General features: G+C 63.3%; 25 protein-coding genes. 4 read left to right on the top strand and 21 right to left on the bottom strand.

Going from position 1 to position 22641, the window contains the following annotated elements; all coding sequences use genetic code 11:
• Positions 1 to 487 precede the first annotated feature (487 nt).
• From B7R21_RS17455 to B7R21_RS17435, 5 genes are read right to left on the bottom strand one after another with little or no spacing between them, the layout of a single operon-like run.
• Entirely contained in the window at positions 488 to 1480 is a 993-nt protein-coding gene (locus B7R21_RS17455; protein WP_116284538.1) for an ABC transporter permease, read from the bottom strand.
• The gene (locus tag B7R21_RS17450; protein ID WP_116284537.1) at positions 1477 to 2499 is read right to left on the bottom strand and encodes an ABC transporter permease; all 1023 of its coding nucleotides are present in this window, start codon (positions 2497 to 2499) and stop codon (positions 1477 to 1479) included. Before B7R21_RS17450 ends, B7R21_RS17455 begins: the two co-directional genes overlap by 4 nt.
• Positions 2496 to 3977 (bottom strand): sugar ABC transporter ATP-binding protein, encoded by a 1482-nt coding sequence (locus B7R21_RS17445; RefSeq protein ID WP_116284536.1) that lies wholly within the window; start codon positions 3975 to 3977, stop codon positions 2496 to 2498. Before B7R21_RS17445 ends, B7R21_RS17450 begins: the two co-directional genes overlap by 4 nt.
• Positions 3974 to 4777, bottom strand: a complete 804-nt coding sequence (locus B7R21_RS17440) for an SDR family NAD(P)-dependent oxidoreductase (RefSeq protein WP_172592258.1) — start codon at positions 4775 to 4777, stop codon at positions 3974 to 3976. The genes B7R21_RS17445 and B7R21_RS17440 overlap by 4 nt, the downstream gene beginning before the upstream one ends.
• Before the next feature lie 13 nt (positions 4778 to 4790).
• Positions 4791 to 5675, bottom strand: coding sequence for a sugar ABC transporter substrate-binding protein (locus B7R21_RS17435; RefSeq protein ID WP_172592257.1), 885 nt, complete (start codon positions 5673 to 5675; stop codon positions 4791 to 4793).
• Between the two features lie 293 nt (positions 5676 to 5968).
• On the opposite strand from B7R21_RS17435, the gene B7R21_RS17430 reads away from it, so the two are divergent.
• Complete coding sequence (locus tag B7R21_RS17430; protein WP_116284533.1) at positions 5969 to 6721, top strand: SDR family NAD(P)-dependent oxidoreductase; 753 nt, start codon at positions 5969 to 5971, stop codon at positions 6719 to 6721.
• A gap of 75 nt (positions 6722 to 6796) precedes the next feature.
• Here B7R21_RS17430 and B7R21_RS17425 read toward each other — a convergent pair whose 3' ends face one another.
• From B7R21_RS17425 to B7R21_RS17395, 7 genes are read right to left on the bottom strand one after another with little or no spacing between them, the layout of a single operon-like run.
• Positions 6797 to 7561, bottom strand: a complete 765-nt coding sequence (locus B7R21_RS17425) for a citryl-CoA lyase (RefSeq protein WP_116284532.1) — start codon at positions 7559 to 7561, stop codon at positions 6797 to 6799.
• Positions 7558 to 8781, bottom strand: a complete 1224-nt coding sequence (locus B7R21_RS17420) for an acetyl-CoA C-acetyltransferase (RefSeq protein ID WP_116284531.1) — start codon at positions 8779 to 8781, stop codon at positions 7558 to 7560. Before B7R21_RS17420 ends, B7R21_RS17425 begins: the two co-directional genes overlap by 4 nt.
• Entirely contained in the window at positions 8778 to 9824 is a 1047-nt protein-coding gene (locus tag B7R21_RS17415; protein WP_116284530.1) for a maleylacetate reductase, read from the bottom strand. The genes B7R21_RS17420 and B7R21_RS17415 overlap by 4 nt, the downstream gene beginning before the upstream one ends.
• A 29-nt stretch (positions 9825 to 9853) precedes the next feature.
• Positions 9854 to 10726, bottom strand: coding sequence for a dioxygenase (locus B7R21_RS17410; protein WP_116284529.1), 873 nt, complete (start codon positions 10724 to 10726; stop codon positions 9854 to 9856).
• A gap of 26 nt (positions 10727 to 10752) precedes the next feature.
• Complete coding sequence (locus B7R21_RS17405) at positions 10753 to 11394, bottom strand: 3-oxoacid CoA-transferase subunit B (protein WP_116284528.1); 642 nt, start codon at positions 11392 to 11394, stop codon at positions 10753 to 10755.
• On the bottom strand, positions 11391 to 12170 hold the full coding sequence (locus B7R21_RS17400; RefSeq protein ID WP_116284527.1) for a CoA transferase subunit A: 780 nt from the start codon (positions 12168 to 12170) through the stop codon (positions 11391 to 11393). The genes B7R21_RS17405 and B7R21_RS17400 overlap by 4 nt, the downstream gene beginning before the upstream one ends.
• On the bottom strand, positions 12170 to 12565 hold the full coding sequence (locus B7R21_RS17395; protein ID WP_116284526.1) for a nuclear transport factor 2 family protein: 396 nt from the start codon (positions 12563 to 12565) through the stop codon (positions 12170 to 12172). The genes B7R21_RS17400 and B7R21_RS17395 overlap by 1 nt, the downstream gene beginning before the upstream one ends.
• Positions 12566 to 12689: 124 nt before the next feature.
• Between B7R21_RS17395 and B7R21_RS17390 the strand changes: the two genes are divergently transcribed.
• The gene (locus tag B7R21_RS17390; protein ID WP_116284525.1) at positions 12690 to 12890 is read left to right on the top strand and encodes a tautomerase family protein; all 201 of its coding nucleotides are present in this window, start codon (positions 12690 to 12692) and stop codon (positions 12888 to 12890) included.
• 12 nt (positions 12891 to 12902) lie between these two features.
• Here B7R21_RS17390 and B7R21_RS17385 read toward each other — a convergent pair whose 3' ends face one another.
• The 6 genes from B7R21_RS17385 to B7R21_RS17360 are packed head-to-tail and all read right to left on the bottom strand — an operon-like array spanning position 12903 to position 19230.
• The gene (locus tag B7R21_RS17385) at positions 12903 to 13613 is read right to left on the bottom strand and encodes a helix-turn-helix domain-containing protein (protein WP_216364297.1); all 711 of its coding nucleotides are present in this window, start codon (positions 13611 to 13613) and stop codon (positions 12903 to 12905) included.
• Positions 13614 to 13647: 34 nt separating this feature from the next.
• Positions 13648 to 14535, bottom strand: coding sequence for a sugar phosphate isomerase/epimerase family protein (locus B7R21_RS17380; protein WP_116284523.1), 888 nt, complete (start codon positions 14533 to 14535; stop codon positions 13648 to 13650).
• Positions 14536 to 14574: 39 nt separating this feature from the next.
• A complete protein-coding gene (locus B7R21_RS17375; protein WP_172592256.1) occupies positions 14575 to 15603 on the bottom strand; it encodes a zinc-dependent alcohol dehydrogenase in 1029 nt (342 codons plus the stop codon).
• Complete coding sequence (locus tag B7R21_RS17370) at positions 15600 to 16577, bottom strand: ABC transporter permease (protein ID WP_216364296.1); 978 nt, start codon at positions 16575 to 16577, stop codon at positions 15600 to 15602. The genes B7R21_RS17375 and B7R21_RS17370 overlap by 4 nt, the downstream gene beginning before the upstream one ends.
• Before the next feature lie 47 nt (positions 16578 to 16624).
• The gene (locus tag B7R21_RS17365) at positions 16625 to 18187 is read right to left on the bottom strand and encodes a sugar ABC transporter ATP-binding protein (RefSeq protein WP_116284520.1); all 1563 of its coding nucleotides are present in this window, start codon (positions 18185 to 18187) and stop codon (positions 16625 to 16627) included.
• Positions 18184 to 19230 (bottom strand): sugar ABC transporter substrate-binding protein, encoded by a 1047-nt coding sequence (locus tag B7R21_RS17360; RefSeq protein WP_116284519.1) that lies wholly within the window; start codon positions 19228 to 19230, stop codon positions 18184 to 18186. Before B7R21_RS17360 ends, B7R21_RS17365 begins: the two co-directional genes overlap by 4 nt.
• A 184-nt stretch (positions 19231 to 19414) precedes the next feature.
• Here B7R21_RS17360 and B7R21_RS17355 point away from each other — a divergent pair, with 184 nt between their 5' ends.
• The gene (locus B7R21_RS17355) at positions 19415 to 20422 is read left to right on the top strand and encodes an aldo/keto reductase (protein WP_216364295.1); all 1008 of its coding nucleotides are present in this window, start codon (positions 19415 to 19417) and stop codon (positions 20420 to 20422) included.
• A gap of 7 nt (positions 20423 to 20429) precedes the next feature.
• Here the strand turns inward: B7R21_RS17355 and B7R21_RS17350 are convergent, their stop codons facing one another.
• The gene (locus tag B7R21_RS17350) at positions 20430 to 20726 is read right to left on the bottom strand and encodes an NAD(P)H-binding protein (protein ID WP_116284517.1); all 297 of its coding nucleotides are present in this window, start codon (positions 20724 to 20726) and stop codon (positions 20430 to 20432) included.
• Between the two features lie 137 nt (positions 20727 to 20863).
• Between B7R21_RS17350 and B7R21_RS17345 the strand changes: the two genes are divergently transcribed.
• Positions 20864 to 21463, top strand: coding sequence for a hypothetical protein (locus tag B7R21_RS17345; RefSeq protein ID WP_116284516.1), 600 nt, complete (start codon positions 20864 to 20866; stop codon positions 21461 to 21463).
• A gap of 50 nt (positions 21464 to 21513) precedes the next feature.
• On the opposite strand, the gene B7R21_RS17340 is transcribed toward B7R21_RS17345, so the two are convergent.
• Positions 21514 to 21762 (bottom strand): MarR family winged helix-turn-helix transcriptional regulator, encoded by a 249-nt coding sequence (locus B7R21_RS17340; protein WP_216364293.1) that lies wholly within the window; start codon positions 21760 to 21762, stop codon positions 21514 to 21516.
• 120 nt (positions 21763 to 21882) lie between these two features.
• The gene (locus tag B7R21_RS17335) at positions 21883 to 22467 is read right to left on the bottom strand and encodes a recombinase family protein (protein WP_116284539.1); all 585 of its coding nucleotides are present in this window, start codon (positions 22465 to 22467) and stop codon (positions 21883 to 21885) included.
• Positions 22468 to 22641 lie beyond the last annotated feature (174 nt).

Below are 22641 nucleotides of genomic sequence, written 5' to 3'. Positions count from 1 at the left end.
GCCCCATTGAATGCGAAGGCCCTAGCGCGATCAGGGTATGTGCGCTGGCAGCGTGGATCGCTCACCGTGGCAGGTACAGGCGTAGAAGCGTTGGTCGCAGTGGGATGCCTCGAATAGCTAAAGGTTTTTGAGACACCCCACTCCCCCAATGGACGGCATGCACGTTCCGCGAGATTCCGCGGTCGGCCCATGTCTTGCTAACTCATCTCATAGCCCCGCGTGTCTCGCGACGTCATTTAGGAGTTTCTGGTGACTGAGGCGATGACCATGCGGTGGCTGTCTTCGGGTGTGGTTTCGCATGAGTGCGGCATGCTGGAGTGATGGAGCCTTTGACAGCGGAGATGCTCGCCCTACTTCTTCGCAGCCGAAACGAATTTGTCACCCGCTACCAGCAGGCCCACCCGACCATCGATCAGACTGATGCGTTGATTGCTGTCAACACGACCGACGCCAGAGGAGAATTACAGCGATTCAGTCGGCATCAGAACTAGACGGTCGCTGGCTTACCCTTCAGGATTGTTCGGTCGAGCAGGCGCTTGCTTGCGGTCTGCAGCGGCTGGTTGACGAGGACGACCAGCACGAGTATCCCTCCGTTCAGGAGCTGGATCACGGCGGTCGAGGTACCTTGGAGGCTCAACCCGTTGCTGACGATGGTCAGTAAGAGTGCTCCCGCTACTACCCCCAGCGTGCTCCCCCTGCCACCGCTGAGGGCCGTGCCGCCAATGATTGCGGCGGTGACGGCCTGGAGAAGAATTGCCTGGTCGTCTCCCGGAACGCCGGCCGCAAGGCTGACACCCTGCATCGCTCCGGCGATTCCGGCAAATAAGCCCGAGACGATGAAGACGGTGAGCATGGTGCGCATGATGGAGATACCCGCCGTGGCTGCACGGTTTGGGTCGCTGCCGACGGCCCGGATCCCCAGCCCGATCCATGTCTTCGCGAAGAGGAGTCCGACGACGGCGATGAGGATGATCTGGAGCAGCGACCGGAACGAGAAGAGCTCTGCAATCGGGGAGTCGAGCGCGATCCCCGCCTCGTAGTCCGAGAGAGTGACGATCTGGCCGCCGGCAATCGCGAAACCGAGCCCGGTCGTGAGAACGAGCGTACCGACCGTCACCGCCAGCGATGGCAGAGCAAAGCGGGCGGTGACAAACCCGTTGATGAAGCCCACCGCACCGCACACGACGACCGCGGCGAGCACGCCCACAAAGACGGTGGAGGCTTCGCTGACACGGACCGCCACGAGTCCGGCAAGGGGAACGGTCCCCGCCACGGACAGATCGAACTCGCCGGCCACCATGACCAACATCAGGCCAATCGAGACGATCCCGATCACCGCGAAGGACTGAACCAGGGCATAGAGATTCCCGGCGTTCAGAAACTTGCTGTCGGAGACGGCAAAGACCAGGAAGGCGGAGATGGCCAGCGCCCACGCGATGTAGGTGCGCAGCCTCCAGTACACGCGTACCTCGCGGGTCACCTGCGAGCCCCGTTCTTCGCCTGAGAAGCGACTCCGGTGATGATGATGGCGAACAGCACTAAGACTCCTTTGACGATGAGTTGTGTCTCGTAGGTCAGCCCGACGAGCACGAGAGCGTTGGAGAGCAAACCCACCAGGAACGCGCCCACGGCGGCGTTGAGCGGGTTGCCCATCCCGCCCTTGACACTGATGCCGCCGACGACGACGGCGGTGATCGCGTCGAAGCCGAATGTGGCGCCCAACTGCAGGTTGCCCTGTCCGGACTCGGAAGCGAGAAGTGCGCCGGCAAGTCCGGCGAGAGCGCCTGAAGCGACGAATGCAACGATGACCAGCGGCCAGGATCGGAGCCCTGATACCTCGGCTGCCCGTTCGTTCAATCCGACAAGGGTGATTTTCCGTCCGAGGACAGTGAAGCGGTGGATCCACCAGGCGACGCCGGTGACGAGGAGGAAGATGAGCACCTGCATGGGGAGAACGCCCGCGATGTTGATGGCGAAGACGGACGCGTCGCCGGCGCCGGCGACGGTTCGACCTTCGCTGAAGATCTGAGCGATGCCGATCATCACGGCGGCACCCGCGATTGTCGTGACGATGGGATCGGCTTTGAGTCTCCCCGCGAGAACGCCCTGTACCGCTCCCGCGACTGCTCCGAAGGCGACAGCGATCACCAGCGCGAACCAGGGGCCGAGGCCCAGAGCCCCCGCGAAGATGATCGTCGAGACGGCGACGGTGGCGCTCACTGAAAGCGAGAAGAGACGACCGACAATGGTGATCACGCTCATTCCCACGGCCGCGATTCCGACCAGAGCGATAGACAGGAGCAGGGCACGGAGATTGTCGGCGGTGGCGAATTCAGGAACGACGAGACAGGCGATGAGAAACAGAACCACGGTGGTCACCGCGATGATCACCGAGGCGTCTCCCGCCCACTCGCCTAACGCTCTGATGCGCGTTCGGCCCGTTGTGGCCCCGGCGTTGACATCGGTGAGTACTGCCGGCGCGGGCGAGGTCCGAGTCATGCTGTTCCGTTCAGGATCTCTGAGACGAGTTGGGCATCGGTGACGCTCGTGACGCGATGCTCGGAGACGGTCTTTCCGCGAAACATCGTGATCACGTTGTCGGCGAGCTCGCGGAGTTCGACCACGTCGCTCGAATAGACAACGACCGCGACATTCCTCGAAGCCAGCTTTCGCAGGGCGCGATAGATTCCCGACCGCGCACCGATGTCCACGCCCCGGGTCGGTTCGTTCAGAACGAGCACAGCCGGATTGGTTGCGAGCGCCCGGCCGATCGCGATCTTCTGCTGGTTGCCGCCGCTGAGCGATCCCACCGGTTGACGCACCCTCGATTCGTCGAAGGTCACTCGCGATGCCACGGACTTGGCCAGTGCGATCTCTTTTGCGTTCGTCAACACGCCGCCGCGGCTCACCGATGGGAGAACGCCCGAGGTGAGGTTCCGCACAACCGATGCCGTCAGGAATACACCCTCTATGACGCGATCTGCCGAGACGTACGAGACACCGGCTTTCTGGGAGCCGTGTCGGGACAACCCGCTGATCTCGTGCTCGTCGAGCCGCACACTGCCCGAATCGAGATTCGAATAGCCGACGATCGCGCGAACGACTTCGTCAGCACCTGACCCGATCTGCCCGAAGAGCGCAGTGACTTCACCGCCGCACACCTCGAATGACACGTCGTTGAACTTGTTCGCCACGCTGAGTGCCTTGACTCTCAGCGTGCGTGCCCCACCGGGATCGAAGGTGTTGTCGAAGATCTCGACGACACCCGCTCGGTGTTCGGCGCCCAACATGTGTGTGACCAGTGATGCCATGTCGAAATCCGACGTCGGGCCATTGGCGACGACCTTTCCTGCCCGCATCACCGTGATGCGGTTCGACAGTTCGAAGACTTCCGCCAGCCGATGGGTGATGTACACGATTGCCCGGCCCTCGGCGGCGAGAGATCTCACCACGTCGTGCACGCGCCGGATCTCGACGTCCGAAAGAGTCGCGGTGGGTTCATCCAGAATCAGTGTCTCAGCATTGGATGCAAGGCCCCGGGCGATCTCGAGCAATTGGCGCTGGGCCAGCGGCAGCGCTTCGACAGGTACGTCGAGATCGATCCCGCCCAGACCCGCGGAGGTGAGCGCCTCCCGGATGCGCGATTCCTGGGCCTTCTTCGGAATGACACCGTTGCGAGCCTTCCTCAGGCTGAGGGCAACGTTCTCGCGCACCGACAGATCTGGGATGACCGAGAGTTCCTGGAACACCATCGCGACATCCGAGAGATCGGCCTTCGATCCGACCACCCTGCCCGAGTCCGCCGAGATGACCTGGGCGATGATCTTGACGAGCGTGCTCTTACCGGCTCCGTTCTCGCCGAGCAGAGCATGGACTTCACCTTTGAGGAATTGGATAGAGACGTCGGTGAGCGCACGCGCCCCGCCGAACGACTTGTTGACACCCTCAACCGAAAGCAATGTCGCGGTGGCTGTCATGACGACTGCACCGCCGTTTCTCCGCCACGGAAGTCGAAGCCCGCCGTCAGTCCTCCGTCTGCTGTGACGGTCGATCCGAAGATCGCGGACGCCCTGTTCGAAAGAAGGAAGAGTGCGACTGCTGCCACCTCGTCCGCACCGACGATACGCCCGATAGGCTGTCGGGCTTCCCTCGTGGCGAGGAAAGCCGCGGGATCCGCTGACGCTGCCAAGTGGCGTTCAAACAGGCCCGCTCGCATCGGTCCCGGTGCGAGAAGGTTGATCGTGATACCCGATCGGGCGAAGTCCAGAGCGATGCTGCGCACTGCTCCCGAAATCGCCGCCTTCGACGAGCTGTACGCCGCGAGCTGCTCTTCACCGAACTGCGCGTCGACACTCGTGACGATCACCGCTGCGCTTCGCTCGGAGAGTTCGAGCAGAGGAAGAAGGGCTTGCAGGGCCAGGACGTTTCCCAGGACGTTCACCTCCCAGGACCTCCTCCAGACCTCAGCCGTGTCGGTGCGCAGGGTGCCGACCTCGAGAATGGCCGCCGCACCGATGAACCCGAGCCCGTCGGCTGGACCCTGCGGCCCGATCTCGCGAACCGTTTCGGCGACCTGGGCCCAAAGAGCTTCGTCAGCGACGCTTCCTCTGGCGTGCCGGTACTGTGGACCGATGAGCTCCTGAGGCTCGGGTGAGACGTCGACACCGATCACGTGGACTCCGATCGCGATCAGCGCCTTGGCGCAATCCAATCCGAGCCCGCTGCCGGTTCCGGTGACCACCACGTGGCCGGGTATGTCGATTCCATAGCTGGGCACAGTCAATCCACCCTTACTTGTCGACCGCGGCGGCGCAGTCCGCGAGGTTTAAATTCGTGATGACCACGGGGGGAATGAAGGTCTCGTTGGCGACGTCGTCACCCTGCAGCACCTTGAGGGTTGCCTGCCAGGCGAGCGAGGCGTCATCGTAGGGACTCAGGAGCACCGAGGCCTGCTGCGCACCGCTCTCGATGTTCGTGTAGCCCTCGATCGAGCAGTTGGATCCGACCATGGTCAGGTCGCCCGGTTTGTAACCGGCACGGTCTGCCGCGACGATAGCGCCGGCGAGCATGTTGTCGGCTTCGGCATAGATGCCCACCAGATCATCCTTGCCGTAGAGCGTCAGCAGGGCAGCCGCAGCGGTCGTCCCCTTTGTCTGATCCCAGTCCGCATTCTGCGTTCCCGCGATGGTGACCTGCGGAGCATCCTTCTCCAAGGTCTCCGTGAAGCCTTTCAGGCGATTGATGGCGCCGGGAGTGCCCGGGACGCCGGTCACGACGACGACCGAGCCAGAGGTCTGGCCCTTTGCCTTCAGTGCGGTGACCATCGCTTCGCCCGCCTTGCGTCCGTAATCGGTGTCATCGGGCCCCGTGTAGGCGGTCCACAGCGAGGTGTCATCGGTCTGGGGGTGCGTGTTCGTCAGAACGACCGGAATCTTCGCAGACTTCAGTCGGGCCAGCGAAGGGAGGATCGCGGTGGCGTCAGCAGCCCAGAGGATGACCGCATCCGGCTTCGTACTGATCACCTGGTTGACCTGCTGAGCCTGGACTCCCGCATCGAACTCGTTGACCACCACCGTAAGGTCGACCCCGGCCTTCTGTGCATCGGCTTTGAGCTCGTCGGTGTGAGTGGCGCAGTAGGCGCAGCTCTGGGACACGGTGAGCAGTGTCACCTTCATGCCTGTGACATCACTTGAACCGCTGGCTCGAGGTGTAGTGCTGCTCGAACTGCAGCCGGTGATTGCGAGCCCGACGGTGAGGGCGAGGGCCATGAATGCCACCGCGGGTTTTCTTCTGGAAATCGTCATTGATTGTTCCCTTCCGAAAGGAAGTGCATCAGTATTGATTGCTTTTTGTCAAGTCTGGATTACGAAGTCGTCGACCTATACTTGACAAGCGGGGTGTCTTGGCGTCGAATTGAGGCACACTCGCGCAGAGCGGTGCGTATTCAACGACGAATCAGGAGCAGTACATGAAGAGACGGATAGCCGTGGTCACTGGTGCGGCCGACGGACTGGGGCAGGCCACTGCGATCAGACTGGCCAAGGACGGTTATGACATCGTGGCGGCCGACATCGCGCCGACCGATGAGACCGTCGAAGCCGTCTCGGGGTTGGGAGTACGCTCGCTCGGCGTCAGATGCGACGTCTCGGTTGAGGAGTCGGTCACCGCACTGGCTGATGCGGTCGCCGACTTCGGGGGTGCCGACGTGCTTGTGAACAATGCGGGCATCTACCCGTTCATCCTGTTCAAAGACCTCACCACCGAGCAGTGGCGACGGATCTTCTCGATCAATCTCGACGGGATGTTCTACACCTGCAAAGCGCTTCTGCCGCAGATGCAGAAGAAGGGCTGGGGGCGTGTCGTCAACATCGCCTCTAACTCCTTCATCAACGGGGCCGACCCGATGCTGGCCGGCTACGTGTCCAGCAAGGGCGGCATCATCGGACTCACCCGGGCGCTCGGTAGCGAATACGGCGAGTTTGGCATCACGGTGAACGCCGTGGCGCCCGGCCTGCTCGTGACCAAGACCACCGCGGCTTTGATCGGCGAACCCGGAACTCCCGGAGCCTCCAAGTGGGACAACATGATCGCCCTCCAATCCATCAAGCGTTCGGGAGTCCCTGAAGACGTCGTCGGCGCAATCTCGTTCCTGACTTCTGACGATGCTTCGTACATCACCGCCCAGACGCTCGTCGTCGACGGCGGCCTCGCGAGGGTCTAGCCAGTCTTCCGACCCAGGTGGGATGCCGGGGGGCGGTCGGGCTTTGGCTCGTCCGCCCCCCGGCCTGTCCCCCCTCTACGATTCGAACGGGATCAATTCGTCCATGCGGCTCCACAGGTAGCGGTCGATCGGCGTGACCTGCTCCTCCGCGAGATGCGCCACCAGGCCGGCGGCGCGCGACAGCACCGCGACTCCGCGCACCAGCGTGGCAGGGATACCGATGTCGCGCAGGATGGCGGCCACCGCGCCAGTGGTGTTGATGGTGATGTGCTTGCCCGCATGCCGATCCACAGCGGCCGCCAGAAGCACCAGGGCATCCTGGCGTCGGCCGGCTGTACCCGTCTCCTGGGCAAGCTCGAGCAGCTTGACTGAGCGAGGATCGTCGGGGCGGTGGATGTGGTGCCCGAAACCGGGCACCGGCTCATGCTTCTTCCGATACTCGGCAGCAAGACGGTCCGCAGCGTCAGCGGGCACTTCGCTCGCCGCGACCTCGTCCAGCAGGGCCGCGCACCCCTCGGCCGTGCCGATGAATCGGCTACCGACTGCGAGAAGCCCAGCCGCCACTCCCGCCTGGAGGTTCTCGGGTGAACTCGAGTAGACCAGTCGCGCTGCGGTCGCGCTGGGAGTCAACCCGTGCTCCATTAGCACCACGAGGACCGCGTCGAGCATCCGGGACTGCTCCGCGGTCGGATCCCTGCCGATGGTCTGCCGGTAGAAGATCTCCACAAAGGACCGTTGGCCGATCACGTCGCCGACAAGGTCGAGATCGCGATAGTAGATCGCCTCTGCGGTCGAGCGACTGAGGCGGGTGGTCGGCGTGGTGCCGTCCTGCCCCGTCACGCGACCCTCTCGAAGACTGCGGCGATTCCCTGGCCCCCGCCGACACACATCGTCTCAAGGCCGTACCGCGACTGCCGCCGTTCCATCTCCCAGGCCAGCGTCGCGAGGATTCGGGCCCCTGTCGCCCCGATGGCATGACCGAGCGAGATGCCCGACCCGTTCACGTTCAACCGGTCGAAGTCGTCGCGGCCGAACCCCCACTCGCGCGTGCATGCGAGAACTTGGGAGGCGAAGGCCTCATTCAGCTCGATGAGATCCATGTCGGCCATTGTGAGACCGGCCCGCAGCAGGGCGAGCTCGCTCGCTCTGACGGGGCCGATTCCTGTCGACTCCGGCGCCACGCCGGCCGTCGCCCACGAGCACAATCGCAGGACGGGCCGGAGGCCGAGCTCATCGGCCCTAGCGCTCGTGGTGACGATCGCGACTGCTGCAGCGTCGTTCTGACCCGACGCGTTGCCCGCCGTCACCGTCGACTCTGGATCGGTCGCTCCGAGGATCGGTCGAAGCGCCGAGAGCGACTCGCTGCTGGCCTCCGGCCGGATGTGCTCATCGACTCGGATCACATCCACACCGCGCCGACCCTGAATCTCGACCGGCACGATTTCGTTCTCGAAGTAGCCGAGCCGCGTCGCCCTGGCGGCGCGCTGATGCGACTGCGCGGCATATTCGTCCTGTTCCCGCCGTGAGATTCCGTAGGAGCGACGCATGTTCTCGGCCATCTCGATCATGCCGTTCGGCATCGGATGCAGCAGACCGCCTGCTGTCACGCGCCCTCGCGGCAGGGAATCGTGCAGCTGCACCCCCGACCCGCCCTTCACCCCTCCACGCATCTCGGTGGAGTAGAAGGGGGCATTGCTCATCGATTCGGCGCCGCCGGCCAGCACCACATCGTTGATGCCCGTCTGCACGTGCATGGCTGCCATCATCAGAGCCTGAAGGCCTGAGCCGCAACGGCGGTCGACCTGTACACCGGAGACATGATCCGGCAGTCCTGCGTCGAGGGCAGCGATCCGTCCGATGGCAGGCGCTTCCATTGTCGGATACGAGTGACCCAGGATGACCTCCCCCACCGCAGCCGGATCCAGCTGGGTGCGGTGGAGGAGGTGGCGGATCAGGTCGGAGGCCAGTTTCTCGGCCGGCACCGAGCGGAGCGATCCGCCGAACCCGCCCACCGGGGTGCGGATCGGCTCGCAGAAGACGACGTCTCGGAGCTGGCTCATCGGGTCACCCCAAGCGGCAGGGCACCTTGGAGTGCGGCGTGGATGATCGTCTCCACGTCTGCTTCGGTGACCGGACGCGGGTTCGAGTAGAGGGTCTCGACAACCGCGGCCGGAGCGAAACCGATCTCGGACTCCTGCACCCCCAGCTCTCGGAGCGAGGAGGTGACACCCAGGCTGGTTACGAAAGAGGCCAAGCCCTTCGCGGCGTCATCGACGTCGACGTCGAGTGCGCGTGCCACCGCCCTGGCGGCCCCCGGAGCCGCCTCAGCGTTGAAGGCGAACACATGCGGCAACAGCACGGCGTGCGTCGAGGCGTGGGGCAGATCGAGCGTGCCGCCGAGCACGTGGCAGATCTTATGATGCAGCCCCATGGTCGTGGCCCCGAGGCACGCGCCGGCGAGCCAGGAGCCGTAAAGGGCGTGTTCGCGGGCCTCCAGATCGCCGAGGTCAGCCCGAAGCGCAGGTAGCGCTATCCGCAGGGCGCGAATCGCCTCCTCTGCCATCAGGCTGATGATGGGCGACGCATCCGGGGCGTAGAGCGCCTCGACAGCATGAGCAATTGCGTTGACCCCGCTCTCGAGGCTCGGTTTGAGGGGCAACGTCAGCGTCAGCTCCGGGTCGTACACGACGGCGGTCGGCAGCACACGCCGATCGCGGCCGGTCTTCTTCGCCCCGTCGGATGTCAGCCCCCAGACCGGGGTCATCTCGGATCCCGCGTACGTCGTGGGAACGGCGATGATGGGAAGATCGCTGCGGAGGGCGATGGCCTTGCCGAGCCCGATCGTCGACCCGCCCCCCACGGCCACGCAGGCGTCCGCTCCCAGTTCGCGCGCCTGACGGATGGCGTCGTCTGCCACATCGGTCGGAACGTGCATCCGAGCCTTCGGATAGAGGCCGACCGCCCGATCACCGAGGCTGTCCATGATGCGCCGACCCAACTCCTCCTGCTCAGGCGTCGTCAGAACGATTGCTCGGGAAATGCCATGCGCATCAAGAACGTTGGCGAGGCCCGCAACGGAGCCCGCCCCGAAACTCACACTCATGGGTAAAGACGTGTAACGGAACTCCACGGTCAGGCTCCTTCGGCGGGGGCGAGCACGATATCGAATCGCGCGTGATCGAAAGGCTGGTCCAGGCCGAACCTCGAAGCGGCCACCAGATCGTCGTTCCGCTCGAACGGCGTGATCAGGCTCGATTTGACTGCGAAGACGGCGTCTTCGTCGATATAGGGGCTGTCGGCGACGAAACAGTGAGTCGTGATCGGCAGGAAGCCCGGCGCATCCGCGATGAAGTGGATGTGCGCCGGACGGTACGGATGCCGAGCACTTGCCCGAAGCAGTTCCCCCACGGGCCCATCAGTTGGGATCGGGTAGAAGGCCGGAACGACCGTGCGAAACCAGAAGGCGCCGTTCTCGTCTGCGGTGAAGAATCCACGGCCATTGCCCTCGGGGAGTCCTGCCTCGGTCTGAACGTCGTAGAAGCCCTCTGAATCCGCCTGCCATACATCGACCGTGGCGTGCGGGATGGGTTCCCCGGTGACCGAGGTGACGGTGCCTTCCACAATGCACGGGACGGCGGAGCCGATCTCATCGATCGATTCGCCGAGCTCTCGGCGCGGACTGACCGTCATGTGGAAGGGGCCGAGCACAGTGGCCGCCGTCGTGGCATTCGAATGTCTCAGTGACTCGAGTGTCTCGACGAGCATCGTGACGCCGAACACGTCGGAGAGCAGCATGAACTCCTGGCGGACATCGTCGCTCTTGTGACCGGTGCGCGTCAGGAAGTCGATCGCCACCTCCCACTCGGCCATGGTGGGGTCGACCTCCTGAACGAAGGCGTGGAGGTGTCGGGTGGCGCTGACGAGCACCTCCCGAAGTCGCGGATCAGGCGTCTTCGAGAACGCCTCTACGACGACGTCGGTGGCTTCTTCGCTGGTTACATCCATGGTGCTTTCCTTTCTTCTGACGGGCTTCAGCGCCCGTCGATGATGAGTGGTGCGCCGGTGCGTGATCGCAACATGTGGGCATCCACCCCGGGTGCGAACTCGACCACCCGGAGTCCCTGATCGGTCACGTCGATGACCGCGAGGTCTGTGATGATCCGGTCGACCACGTTTCGACCAGTCAGGGGCAGGCTGCACTCGACCACGATCTTCGGCTCGCCGGAGCGGTTCATGTGCTCCATGAGAACGAGCACTCTCGCGGCGCCGGCGACCAGATCCATGGCGCCGCCCATCCCCTTGATCAGCTTTCCCGGTACGGCCCAGTTGGCGAGGTCGCCGCCCGCGGAGACCTGGAATGCGCCCAGTACGGCGAGATCCATCCGGCCCCCGCGAATCATGGAGAAACTGGTGGCGGAGTCGAAGAACGATGCGCCCCGTTTCACCGAGACGGTCTCCTTGCCTGCATTGATGAGGTCAGGGTCGATATCAGCCTCGTCGGGGTACGTTCCGACACCGAGGATGCCGTTCTCGGCGTGAATGATGACTTCGACGTCGTTGGGGAGGAAGTCGGGGATCAATGTGGGGATGCCGATGCCGAGGTTCACATACATTCCGTCGTTGAGATCGACAGCGGCGCGCTGGGCGATTTGCTCTCGCGTCCAGCCGGTCATCGTTTCACCATTCCTTTGACCATGCGCTTCTCGATCTGCTTGGCAGCGACTTGTTCGGGCGTCAGTTCGACGATCCGGTCGACGAAGATGCCTGGGAGATGAACGAGGTCCGGGTCGATCTCCCCGGGTTCGACCAGTCGCTCGACCTCGGCGATGGTGATCCTCCCCGCCATTGCCGCGAGCGGGTTGAAGTTCTTCGCCGAGGCGTGGAACACGAGGTTGCCGTGCCTGTCGCCGAGTGCGGCTCGTACGATCGCGAAGTCGGTGGGCAGCGCCTCTTCGAGTAAGAACTGCTGGGCCTTGCCGGCGCGCACAAAGGTTCGCACGGGTTTGGCGGGAGACACAACCGCGGCATTCCCCTCGTGGTCGAACCTCCAGACGAGGCCACCCTGCTCCACGAGGGTGCCCACTCCGGTGGGCGTGAAGAATCCCGGGATCCCTGCACCCGCGGCCCTCAGCCGCTCTGCGAGCGTTCCCTGCGGGGTGATCTCCACTTCGAGTTCGCCCTGCAAGTACTGCCGTGCGAATTCGCGGTTGTCGCCGAAGAAGGATGCGACCACTCGGCTGATCCGCCGTTCTGCCAGAAGTATGGCGAGACCCCACCCGTCTGCACCGCAGTTGTTCGACACCACCTCCAGATCGGTCGCACCTGCGTCTCGGATTGCCTCGATGAGAACGGTCGGCACGCCGCACCAACCGAAGCCTCCGACCGCGAGAGATGCTCCCGTCCCGATGTCGGCAACCGCATCTGCGGCACTGCTGGAGACCTTGTCCATCAGCGTCGCGCGAGTGGGGTCGTCTGCAGGGCCACCAGGCGGGGTTCACCCCGAACCAGCCGCCAGACCGACATGGAGATGTTGTCGAGTGTCTTCTTCACACCATTGATCACGGCCTCGGTATGCATTTCGCCAAAGACCATCACGACCGATCCCTCCACCATCACCTTGGCGACGGTGTGATCGATCGGGCCGTACACGAAGTTGCCGCTCCGCACACCCTTGAGGTAGTCATCCCTGGTGTCCGTGAAGCCGCTCGAGTGAGTGTAGACGAGCTCCGCGTCGAGCAGACTCTCGATCAGGTCGGCGTTCCCGGCAGTCATTGCGCGGTAGCGGGACTCGTCGAGCCGGAGTACCTCTTCGGCGAGAGCATCGCCCACGTTCGTCGTTGACATCAGTTCTCAACCTCTCTGTTGATGGATCGCTTCCCATGGAAGACAACACTCATACTTACATAGATCGGAAGTGATACTGTCGAAAAACCCGAAATAAGTTAATCAGAGATTCCGAGGACAGCGAATGCCCACCATCACCATCCAAATGTTTATCGGACGCACGCGCGACCAGAAAGCGCGCCTGGCATGCGCAATCACCGACGCAGTGGCGGGCACATTGGGGGTTGACGGAGATCTCGTACGAATCACGATCGTCGAGGTGGCGAAGGACAACGTCGCCCGCGGTGGACGTCTGGCTGACGACCCCGCGACGTCGGCTGGCTGACCTTCAGGCCGTTCAGCTGAAGAGGTCGGAGGCCCCGGTCGTCGAGTGCGTGCGGCCGACGACGACCCACATGGCGATGCAGACCTCGTTTGATACGTTGCTCAGCCGGTGGGGCACCGTGGAACTGAAGTGGATGCTATCGCCGGCGGCGAGGATTCCTGATGTGAAGCCGACCTGCACCGTCATCGTGCCCGAGATGACGTGACCAAACTCCCAGCCACTGTGCCGTTGGAGATCGTCGACCGGGCACGACTCGCTACCCTGCGGATAGGTCACCTGCAGGAACTCGATGTTCTCGACGTCGGTGTTCGTCAGGCGATCCCAGGTCACCGACCCCGCGCTGATACGCGAGCGATCAGCGGCTCTCTGAACGTTGGGCAGCCCCCCGGTCGCCACCGGGCTCTCGATCGCTGAGGCTCCAGCCGACCGAGTATTCGAGATGACCGCTGGGGCCACCTCGTCCACCTCCATCGGATTCATGAGAGCATCCAGCGACAATTCGAGGAGAGACGCGATCGAATAGAGAACCCCGATCGACGGAGTCGCTCGACCGAGCTCGACCTGTGAAACGAAGCTCGCAGAGACGCCGACGCGATTGGAGAGGTCGCGAATCGACAGCCTCTGCTTCTTGCGCGCCGATCGAATTCGAGAACCGAGCGTGTCGGCAGCGGATCCGGCCGAATCGTCGTCGAAAACCGAGCCCCCCATAGTGATAACGCTCACAGTGCCTCCTCCAGTACGACCAATGATATTCCCGTCAGGCACCGAGAAGGCTCGCCTCGTCGATGGCCCGGAGTGTCTTCTCCCTGGTCGACGCAAGAGCTTCGTCCAACGGGAGCGTGCGATACGCGTCGGAGATGATCTCCACACCCCAGCGACCCCGCCAGCCGATCCGGTGGATGGCAGCGACAAATTCCGCCACCCGCAGTTCTCCGTCGCCCGGCAGCAGGCGTTCGTTGATGGTGTCCTCCCACAGGGTGCCGACAACGGTTTCGCGTGCATCATCGAGCTCGACCACGAAGATGTTCTCCAGCGGAAGTACGTCGACCAGAGTCTCGTAGTCCGTTCCGCTCCGTGCGACATGCCAGACGTCGACGACGAGTCCGGCGTCCGGATGCCCGAGCTCCTGCATCACTCCGACGCCGTCAGCAATCGTCCGGATGCTCGACATCGGCATCGGCTCGAGAGCGACACGCACGCCGTGTCCGGCAGCCTCATCTGCCAGCAGACCCAACTGGTCGATGAACAGTGATCGTGGAACAGGTGCCGAGCCGAATGCGTCGAGATGCGCGCCGATCTTCAGAGTGTGGGCGCCGAGGGTGGCCGCGGCATCGAAGAAGTCCCGTCGAAGAACGTCGGATTCGGCACGATCGGTGCCGTCTGACCACCAGTTGGTGAGGAATTCGAACTCCACCGTCCCTATTCCGTTGTCGGTGAGAAGCTGGTGCACCTCACCGAGCCCGATCGTGTCCCGGGCGTGCACCAGGTCGGCGTGCACCAGACCTACCCCGCTCCAGCCCTGCTGTGCGGCCGTCTCGATCCTGGTGCGGAGATCGATCGGGCTCCTTTCGTCTCCCCGTGCCGGTGCCGCGTCGCCGGCCCAGGTCCAGCATGCTGCGATCAGTTCTCGGTTTTCTATCGTCATCAGTGCCCCTTCTTCGGCGTCATCATCGGTTTCGTTGCTTCATCGGGCATCCGCCCCGTCCGGGCGGAGCATCACTTTGATCTCGTTCTGGGCGTCCTGGGCACGGTCGAATGCTTCGTGCACTCGCGACAGCGGAAGCGTGCTGGTCACGATGCGACCGAGATCGATGCGTGCTCGGTCGACATAACGGATCGCAGGCTCCCAGATGTCGGTCGGCGCACCGACCGAGCTGAGCACGGTGAGGTCTCGCTCGACGATCAGCGAGAGCCGGGCATCCGTTTCGGTCGGTCGAGACAGCCCCATGAGCAGCACTCGACCCCGGGGCGCGGCACTCTCGAGGGCGGAGGCCTGCGCCGCTCTGGCTCCGGATGCCTCCAGGACGAGGTCTGCGAGTCCGAGGGCGTCTCGCTCCGCCTTCCCGACGTCACGGGGATCGAGCGCGGCTTCGCAGCCGAGCTCGATCGCCCGGCTGCGCCGAAGCGGACTGAGGTCGAAGGCCACCACCCGCGCTCCCACTGTCACACAGTGGATCACAGCCGCCAAACCGATTGCGCCGAGGCCGTAGACGTGTACGGTGTCGCCGGCTGTGACTCCCCCCGCCTTTTGGAACCCCTGCAGCACGCAGGCGAACGGCTCGATGATGGCCGCCGTGAGCAGATCGACGCCGGCCGGCACGTGGTGGCACATGTGCGCTGCGATCACGAAGCTGTCGGATGCTGCTCCATCGTGGGTCGCACCGAACCAGTCGTTCCCGCCCATGTGACCGTGTCCGAGCACCCGGTCGCCGATCGCGAAGCCATCGCTGCCGGGGCCGGTCTCGACAACGATCCCCGACCACTCGTGCCCGAGCGTGTGCGGCAGACGGGTGTCGAAGTTTTCGGGCATCCGGTCGTGGAGGATCTCAAGGTCGGTGCCGCAGATGCCGATGTACTGGGGCTGCACTCTCAGCTCGCCGGCGTCTACTGGCTGGCGAGGGTGTGCGCGCAGTTCGACAACGACGTCGCCGCTTTCTGTTCGAACGAAAGAGGCACCCTGCTCCTGGATCGTCATATCGTCATTCCCGCTCACGCTCGCTGCGTGTTCCGTCGCGGCCGCGCGCCGGCGAGGTAGTTGAAGATGAGAGCGCAGAGGATCACGAGCCCATAGATTGCGGCAATCCAGTAGGACGGCACGCGCGACAGCGTCAGGATGTTCTGAATGATTCCGAGAAGCAGCACGCCGCAGAAGGCCCCGAAGATCGTGCCCTGGCCGCCGTTCAGACTGATGCCTCCGATCACTGCGGCCGCGAAGACAGTGAAGATCAGTCCGTTCCCCTGGTCGGAGGTAACGGAGGCAATTCGGCCGGTGAGCATAAGACCTGCCAGCGCTGACAGGAGTGCGCCGAAGACGAAGACCGCGATCGTGAGCTTTGTCGTTTTGATGCCTGCAGAGGCGGCTGCCGCCTGGTTGCCGCCGAGCGCGTAGACCTTGCGGCCGATGGGATGGTTCTGCATGAAGGCAGCAACGACGATTACCACCACGACGAAAATCCAAATCTGGATGGAGATGCCGAAGGGCCGCGCGCTCCCAAGAAAGAGGAACTCAGCTGGAAGACGCGACAGGGTCTGTCCACCGGAGATACCGGTGGTGACGCCTCGGAGCAGGGTCAGCATGGCCAGGGTGACGATGAAGGCGTTGAGTTTGAGCTTTGTGACGAGCAGTCCGTTGATTGCTCCAATGATCGCGCTGACCGCAAAGCAGGCGACGATCGCCAGCCACGAGGGGATCCCCAGTCCCGATCCGCCCAGGCTGCTTGGGAGGACGAGCCACACGGCGACCATGGGGGCGAGCCCGACGATCGACTCGAGCGAGAGATCGAAGTAGCCCGAGATGAGAATGACACTCTCCGCGACGACCACGATTCCCAGCACCGACGAGTTCACGAGAACGTTGTTCAGCAGATTGTTCGCGGTGAGGAAGGTCGGGGACAGGATTGTGCCGACGATCAGGGCGGCGATAATCACCGGGACCAGGGCGAGTTCGCGGCGAACTGCCGGTGACATTCGGATTGCCCGTGGTCGGGTACCCGCCTGCAAGATGGTTGAGGTCATTATTGCCGCTCCGATTCTCGATGGCGAGTGAGGTCTTCGTGTGGGGCGAGTGGGGCTTGGCCCTGCACTGCCGTCATCAATTCGATTTCGGTGTAGCCCGCCGGAAGGTGCGCCGTCACGGCGCCGTCGTACATCACGACGACTCGGTCACAGACAGCAAGATCATCGTCGTCGTTCGACGCGATCAGTAAGGAAGTACCCCGCTCACTCAGCTCGATGAGCGAGGAATAGATGGACTCCTTAGCGGTCACATCGACGCCAGCGGTCGGGTTGATGAGCACCAGGGCCCGCGGGTCGGAGGCCAGAGCCCGGGCCAACACCACTTTTTGCTGGTTTCCACCACTGAGCTCGCTGACAGCCTGGGTTGGGTCGGCGCTCTTGATCGCCCAGCTCGAGGAGAGCTCGCTGTAGAGTACGCGCCGCCGTTTGCGGCTGACGAATCCCCAGGGCCCCCTGATCCGGTCGAGAACCGTCAGCGTGGCATTTTCCTCCACCGACAGGTCGGGAACCAGCCCGTTGATATGGCGATCCTCCGGCACCGATCCGACGCCGGAGCGGATGGCCTGCGCCACGTCACCCAATCGCAGAGCCTTTCCGTCGATCTCGACAGTTCCCTGATGAACCCGCACTTCTCCCGCGATGGCACGGGCGAGCGTGATGTGACCAGCTCCGTCAAGACCAGTGAGGCCGACCCGCTCACCTTTTTTTACTTCCAGCGAGACAGCGCGGGAGTGGGTGTCGAGTTCCACCGCATTGACAGTGATCACGACCTTCTGACCCGATGACCGGTCGCGATCACCGGAAACAGGCTGGCCGCTCCGACGGAGAGCGGGCCCGTCAGCGCCGTCGACCGGCCCGGCCATGGCGCTCACGATGCTGTCGAAGGAGAACTGCTCGATTCCGCCCGTTGCCACGTCGCGTCCGTCGCGAAGGACAGTGACCGAGTCGCAGACCTCGAACACCTCCGCGAGATGGTGCGACACGTAGATGACGGTCACACCCCGTGCCCGCGCCCCCTCGATCTTCGTGAACAACTGTTGTGATGCTCCGGCGTCCAGCCCTGCAGTCGGCTCATCGAGCAGCAGCACTCGCGGGCCTCCCTGAAGCGCGCGGCAGATCTCCACAACCTTCTTCTCCAACGGCTCGAGGCTGGAGACGAGCCGTTCGGAGAGACGCTCAAAGCCCCACTCGTAGAGCATCGCCGCGGCCTGATCGCGCATTGCAGCCTGATCGACGAATCCGAACCTTGTCGGATAGTGACCCAGGAAGATGTTCTCTCCCGCCGTGAGTGTGGGCACGAGAGTACTCTTCTGGAACACGCAGCCGATCGACCCGTCTCCTGCGGTGGTGAACACACCGCTTTCATCAATTACCTGAATTCGGCCAGCGTCCGGCTCGATCCCGCCGGTGAGTGCAGCGATCAGGGTGGACTTGCCAGCTCCGTTCCGGCCGAGCAACGCGCGGGTCTCACCCTGGGCTACGGTGAGGTTGACGTCAGCGAGCGCCTGCGTCGCGCCGAAGGATTTTGCCACGTGCTCGATCTGGATCGCATTGGAGATCATTTCGCTGCGTTGCCCCAAAGAGTCTCGTCGTCAACGTTCTTTTTCGTGACGACCGTCGAAGGAAGCATGTCGGCGAGGTTGCCTTCGTACTCCACGATCTGGCTGTCGTGATCGGACGGGCCCACCTGGAACGTGGTTCCCTTGAGCGCCGCCTGCACGTAGTACGCCGAATACTTCGCGTAGAGGTTCAGAGGCTGCGAGACATCCGCATCGAGGTAGCCGGCGCGCACGGCGTCCAACGCAGGAGCCGAGCCGTCGATTGCAACAGTCGTGATGTGTCCGGCTTCGCCCTGCGGCGCCCAACGATTCAAACCCTGCAGAAGTGTCTGGATGCCCGGAAGCATCACGGAGTCGCTGGCCAGGAAGATCGCATCGATCTCGGTGGTGTTCAGCACCGTCTGGGCCTGATCGACCGTCTTGGCCGCATCCCAACCGGTGTCCTTGCTGATGATCTCCATACCGGGAAACTCCGCGGCCATGCACTGCTCGAACCCGGTCTTCCGATCGATGCCGGGAGTCGTCGAGACGGGGCCGAAGAGCTGCAACACCGTACCGGTTCCACCGGCTGCCGCGCCGAGCTGCTCACAGGCAGCCTTGCCCATCGCGACGTTGTCGGCGCGGATGTTCATGTAAACGTTCCCCCCATTGGCCGCGGTGTCGACGGTGATGAACGGCACCCCGGCGGCGTTCGCCGCCTCGACAGCAGGGATAATCGCGTCGCTGTCCCGCGGGATCGCCACGATTGCTTTGACATTCTGTGAGATGAGCGTGCTGACGTCGGTGATCTGCTGACCAGAATCGCCCTCGGCGTTCGTGGGAGGCAACATCGTCAGGCCGCTCTCGTCAACCGCAGCGACGACTCCGTTGACGTTGGCCGACGTGAAGGGGTTGTCGAGAACAGCAGCAGAGAAGCCGACCATCGGTGCCGAGTTGTCGGCGCCTGTGGCCGAGCATCCGGCCAGCGCCAACGGCAGTGCGACCAGAACCGCCAGTCGTCGGAGTCGGGGGCGGGCCGTGGGACGCCCAGTGGGTGAAGGTGACATGTGAACTCCTCATCGAGTTGCCCGAAGGCTATGTAAAGTATTATCACTGTTTTGCCGACAAACCTTAATTATTACTTGTCGAATATCAGACTAAGGTCAATACTGTAATCAATACTGCACAACTGTCAAAGGAGCGGGTTTGCGATATCGCGCATTGGGTCGATCGGGCCTCCTTGTTTCGACGATGACGTTTGGAACCATGACGTTCGGGGCTCAAGGGGCCTTTCTCGAGACCGGATCGACCGATCTCGAGAAAGCCCGCGAGCAGGTTCTCCGATGCATCGACGCTGGAGTCAACATGTTCGACACCGCCAACATGTACTCGCTCGGGAACGCAGAGACAGTGCTCGGACAGGCCCTCGGAGATCGCCGGGACGATGTGCTTATCGCCACAAAGGTTCGTCTGCCCATGAGCGAGGGCGTCAACGATGCCGGGCTGTCCCGACGACACATCATCGCGGCGTGCGAGGCGAGCCTCAGGAGGCTCGGCACGGACTACATCGATCTCTACCAGATGCATGAATGGGACGGCCTGACCCCGGTCGAGGAGACACTCGATGCCCTCGACAAGCTCGTCTCGTCCGGCAAGGTCCGATACATCGGAGTCTCCAATTTCGCCGGCTGGCACATCATGAAATACCTCGCCGTCGCCGGCACGAACCATCTGCCACGGATCGTCAGCCAGCAGATCTACTACTCACTGCAGGCCCGGGAAGCTGAATACGAATTGCTGCCAATCGCCGAAGACCAGGGCCTCGGGGTGCTGGTCTACAGCCCTTTGGCGGGCGGCCTCCTGTCGGGAAAGTACCGCAGCGCCGGAGTCGCACCCAAAGGCTCGCGGCACCTCGGGAACTGGAGCGAACCGCCCGTCAGAAACACCGACCAGCTCTACAACATCGTCGAACTCCTCATCGAGCTGAGTTCTGAGCGAGGAATCACTCCCTCGCAACTCGCCCTCGCCTACACCCTGAGCAAACCGACCATCACCTCGGTCGTAATCGGCGCCCGAACGACCGAGCAGCTGACGGCGAACCTCCTCGCGAGCGAAGTCGAGCTCTCGACTCACGAGATCTCGGTCCTTGACGATGCCAGCCGACTTCCCCTGATCTACCCCTACTGGCACCAGGCAGCGAAAGCGGACGGACGGTTCTCGGCTGCGGATCTCGTGCTGTTGCGTCAGTTCATCGCTTGAGACCGCGTCAACGGATGTTCGCCCGAACCGCCTCACCAATCAGTACAGACCCGGAATCGAGTTCGAGGATTTGTTTGGCGATACGAGGAGTGCGAAGCAGCTCTAAGAGCGTTTCAGCGACGTCCTCCCGAGCGACCTGGTGGTGCAACTCCGCAGGACCGAGGGACACCGTCCCTGCGCCCGACCCGTCGACCAGAAGCGATGGACGGAGAATCAGCCAATCCAAGCCACTGCGGCTGATCGCGACTTCCACCGCCTTCTTGACCGAGAAGTAATACTCATCCAAGGTATTGATGTCGGTGATGCCGAACGCGGCAGCTTGTCCTCGGTGTCGGGAATCGAATGTTGCGGTCGATTGACTGTCTGGCGGTGCGCTTCTACCGAACCCCTCAGGCCCACAATGAGAACTCCACTAACCGACGCTGCGTCACTAGCGACGCCATGATGCTCGGTTACGACGCCTTCAACCTCGTCGACGAACTCCTCACCCAACCGCTCCAGATCATCGTCTGCGGCCGGCTCGGACGCTATCACGGCCACATCACCGACCGCGTCGTGACCCTGGCGTCGCTCGCCGAGCGGCAGGCCAAATTCGACCTCGACGATCTCAACTTCCGGCATACGAAATACACGCAGGCCCGCGCCTACAACAACTCCAAGCTGGCCAACCTTCTCTTCGTCAGCGCGCTACAACGACGGCTGGATGCTGCCGGCTCGACGGTGAAGGCGATGGCGGCGCATCCCGGCTTTGTCGCCACCGACATCTACGCAGAGACAACCGGGCGAATCGCGCAGGTCATGGTGCGAGCACTGGCGCAGACCCCGCAGGATGGCGCACTGCCCGCGCTGCTCGCTGCCACCGGCGATCTGCCGGGCGGAACCTTCACCGGGCCCGAGAAGTTCTCGCACATGCGGGGCGGCGCCGAAGTGATCCACGCATCCAAGAGGGCGAACAACCCCGCCCTGGCCGAGCGCCTGTGGCAGTGGAGCGAGGCCCAGTCCGGTGTCGGTTTCGGCCTGACCGACTCACCGCACGCGTAGCGCGGCCGACCGATCGTGCCCCAGGTGGCCCGACGTCGCCTGCGTGCACGTCACGAAGGGGTCGATCCGCTCAGCACGCTCAGGGCCGAGAGGGTGCTGGCTGCTGTCGCGGGTCCCACAGTGTGAGGCCACCGCTGGTAGCTCTTCTCGAACTCGGCGGCACCTATCGCGATGGCCTCGCGACCACGGCCTGAGACCACCAGGCGTTTACGGCGAGCATCTGCTGCGTCTGCGGTTCGTTCAACGTACCCGGCACGCTCAAGGGCACCGATCGTCTTCGCCGCTGCCTGCCTACTCACACCGAGCATCCGACTGCGACCCGCTGCACTGTTTGCTCCCCCGTCGATGGCCTGCATGTAACTCCCGCCGTCACAGTCACCGCCTCGAGGTGGAGTTTTCTGAAATGTCTCGCATACCCGTCAGGCAGGGCCGAGCAGCCTGATCCGCCGGTATAGCGTCGCCCTCGACATCCGCAGATCCCTAGCAACCTGCGCTGCCGGCTCCCCCGCGTCGATGAGACGACGGGCGTTCAGAATCTGACTGTCCGTGAACTCCGGCCGACGACCACCCAGATCCTTACCAGCAGCTCTCCGCTTGGTGACGCTGTCGGTGATGCGTTCACGTTTGATGTCGAGCTCCATCTGAGCAAGAGCCGCCATCACCGTGAATACCATCGACCCCATCGGTGTCCCCGTGTCCACGTTTCCGCCCCCAAGGTTCAGAACACGAAGGCCGGCGCCTCTCCCCCGCAGCATCTCCGGCAACGCAAGCATGTTTTGCGTTGACCGACCGAGACGATCGAGAGTTGTCACTACCAAAGTGTCGCCCTCATGCAGCGCCTCCACCGCGCGATCGAACTGTGGCCGGCTCGCCCTCGCACCACTCACCCCGTGATCGACGTAGAGGTCATCCCGGCGTACCCCCGATGCGAGAAGGTCTTGCTCTTGCCGGTCGGTGTCCTGGTTCTTTGTCGACACCCGCGCGTACCCGATCAACCGACCCAAACCACACCCCACCCGCCTCACAACCATGCTTTGCTACACCGATTCTAGGGTCTGTAACGTTTTCGGTGTTTCCGGCATTTTTGGTTAGTAGGTTTCTGCTGCCGGCCAGCGGTCGGCGAAGGTGATCGCGAACGCGTTCAGCGCGGGTTTCCACCGCACTGTCCAGCGTGTCCT

It is taken from the genome of Subtercola boreus (assembly GCF_003399625.1).
Taxonomy (GTDB): Bacteria; Actinomycetota; Actinomycetes; order Actinomycetales; family Microbacteriaceae; genus Subtercola; species Subtercola boreus_C.
The sequence above is the reverse complement of the archived record's forward strand: the minus strand, read 5'-3'. Positions and strand labels throughout refer to the sequence as shown.

Bases quoted from the DNA above. Each gene is read 5' to 3' on its own strand.
- B7R21_RS17450 (WP_116284537.1), bottom strand. From the start codon at position 2,499: ATGACTCGGACCTCGCCCGCGCCGGCAGTACTCACCGATGTCAACGCC.
- B7R21_RS17405 (WP_116284528.1), bottom strand. From the start codon at position 11,394: ATGACCGGCTGGACGCGAGAGCAAATCGCCCAGCGCGCCGCTGTCGAT.
- B7R21_RS17410 (WP_116284529.1), bottom strand. From the start codon at position 10,726: ATGGATGTAACCAGCGAAGAAGCCACCGACGTCGTCGTAGAGGCGTTC.
- B7R21_RS17345 (WP_116284516.1), top strand. From the start codon at position 20,864: ATGATGCTCGGTTACGACGCCTTCAACCTCGTCGACGAACTCCTCACC.
- B7R21_RS17390 (WP_116284525.1), top strand. From the start codon at position 12,690: ATGCCCACCATCACCATCCAAATGTTTATCGGACGCACGCGCGACCAG.
- B7R21_RS17365 (WP_116284520.1), bottom strand. From the start codon at position 18,187: ATGATCTCCAATGCGATCCAGATCGAGCACGTGGCAAAATCCTTCGGC.
- B7R21_RS17355 (WP_216364295.1), top strand. From the start codon at position 19,415: ATGACGTTTGGAACCATGACGTTCGGGGCTCAAGGGGCCTTTCTCGAG.
- B7R21_RS17380 (WP_116284523.1), bottom strand. From the start codon at position 14,535: ATGACGATAGAAAACCGAGAACTGATCGCAGCATGCTGGACCTGGGCC.
- B7R21_RS17415 (WP_116284530.1), bottom strand. From the start codon at position 9,824: ATGAGTGTGAGTTTCGGGGCGGGCTCCGTTGCGGGCCTCGCCAACGTT.
- B7R21_RS17360 (WP_116284519.1), bottom strand. From the start codon at position 19,230: ATGTCACCTTCACCCACTGGGCGTCCCACGGCCCGCCCCCGACTCCGA.
- B7R21_RS17420 (WP_116284531.1), bottom strand. From the start codon at position 8,781: ATGAGCCAGCTCCGAGACGTCGTCTTCTGCGAGCCGATCCGCACCCCG.
- B7R21_RS17430 (WP_116284533.1), top strand. From the start codon at position 5,969: ATGAAGAGACGGATAGCCGTGGTCACTGGTGCGGCCGACGGACTGGGG.
- B7R21_RS17435 (WP_172592257.1), bottom strand. From the start codon at position 5,675: ATGAAGGTGACACTGCTCACCGTGTCCCAGAGCTGCGCCTACTGCGCC.
- B7R21_RS17400 (WP_116284527.1), bottom strand. From the start codon at position 12,170: ATGGACAAGGTCTCCAGCAGTGCCGCAGATGCGGTTGCCGACATCGGG.
- B7R21_RS17370 (WP_216364296.1), bottom strand. From the start codon at position 16,577: ATGTCACCGGCAGTTCGCCGCGAACTCGCCCTGGTCCCGGTGATTATC.
- B7R21_RS17395 (WP_116284526.1), bottom strand. From the start codon at position 12,565: ATGTCAACGACGAACGTGGGCGATGCTCTCGCCGAAGAGGTACTCCGG.
- B7R21_RS17445 (WP_116284536.1), bottom strand. From the start codon at position 3,977: ATGACAGCCACCGCGACATTGCTTTCGGTTGAGGGTGTCAACAAGTCG.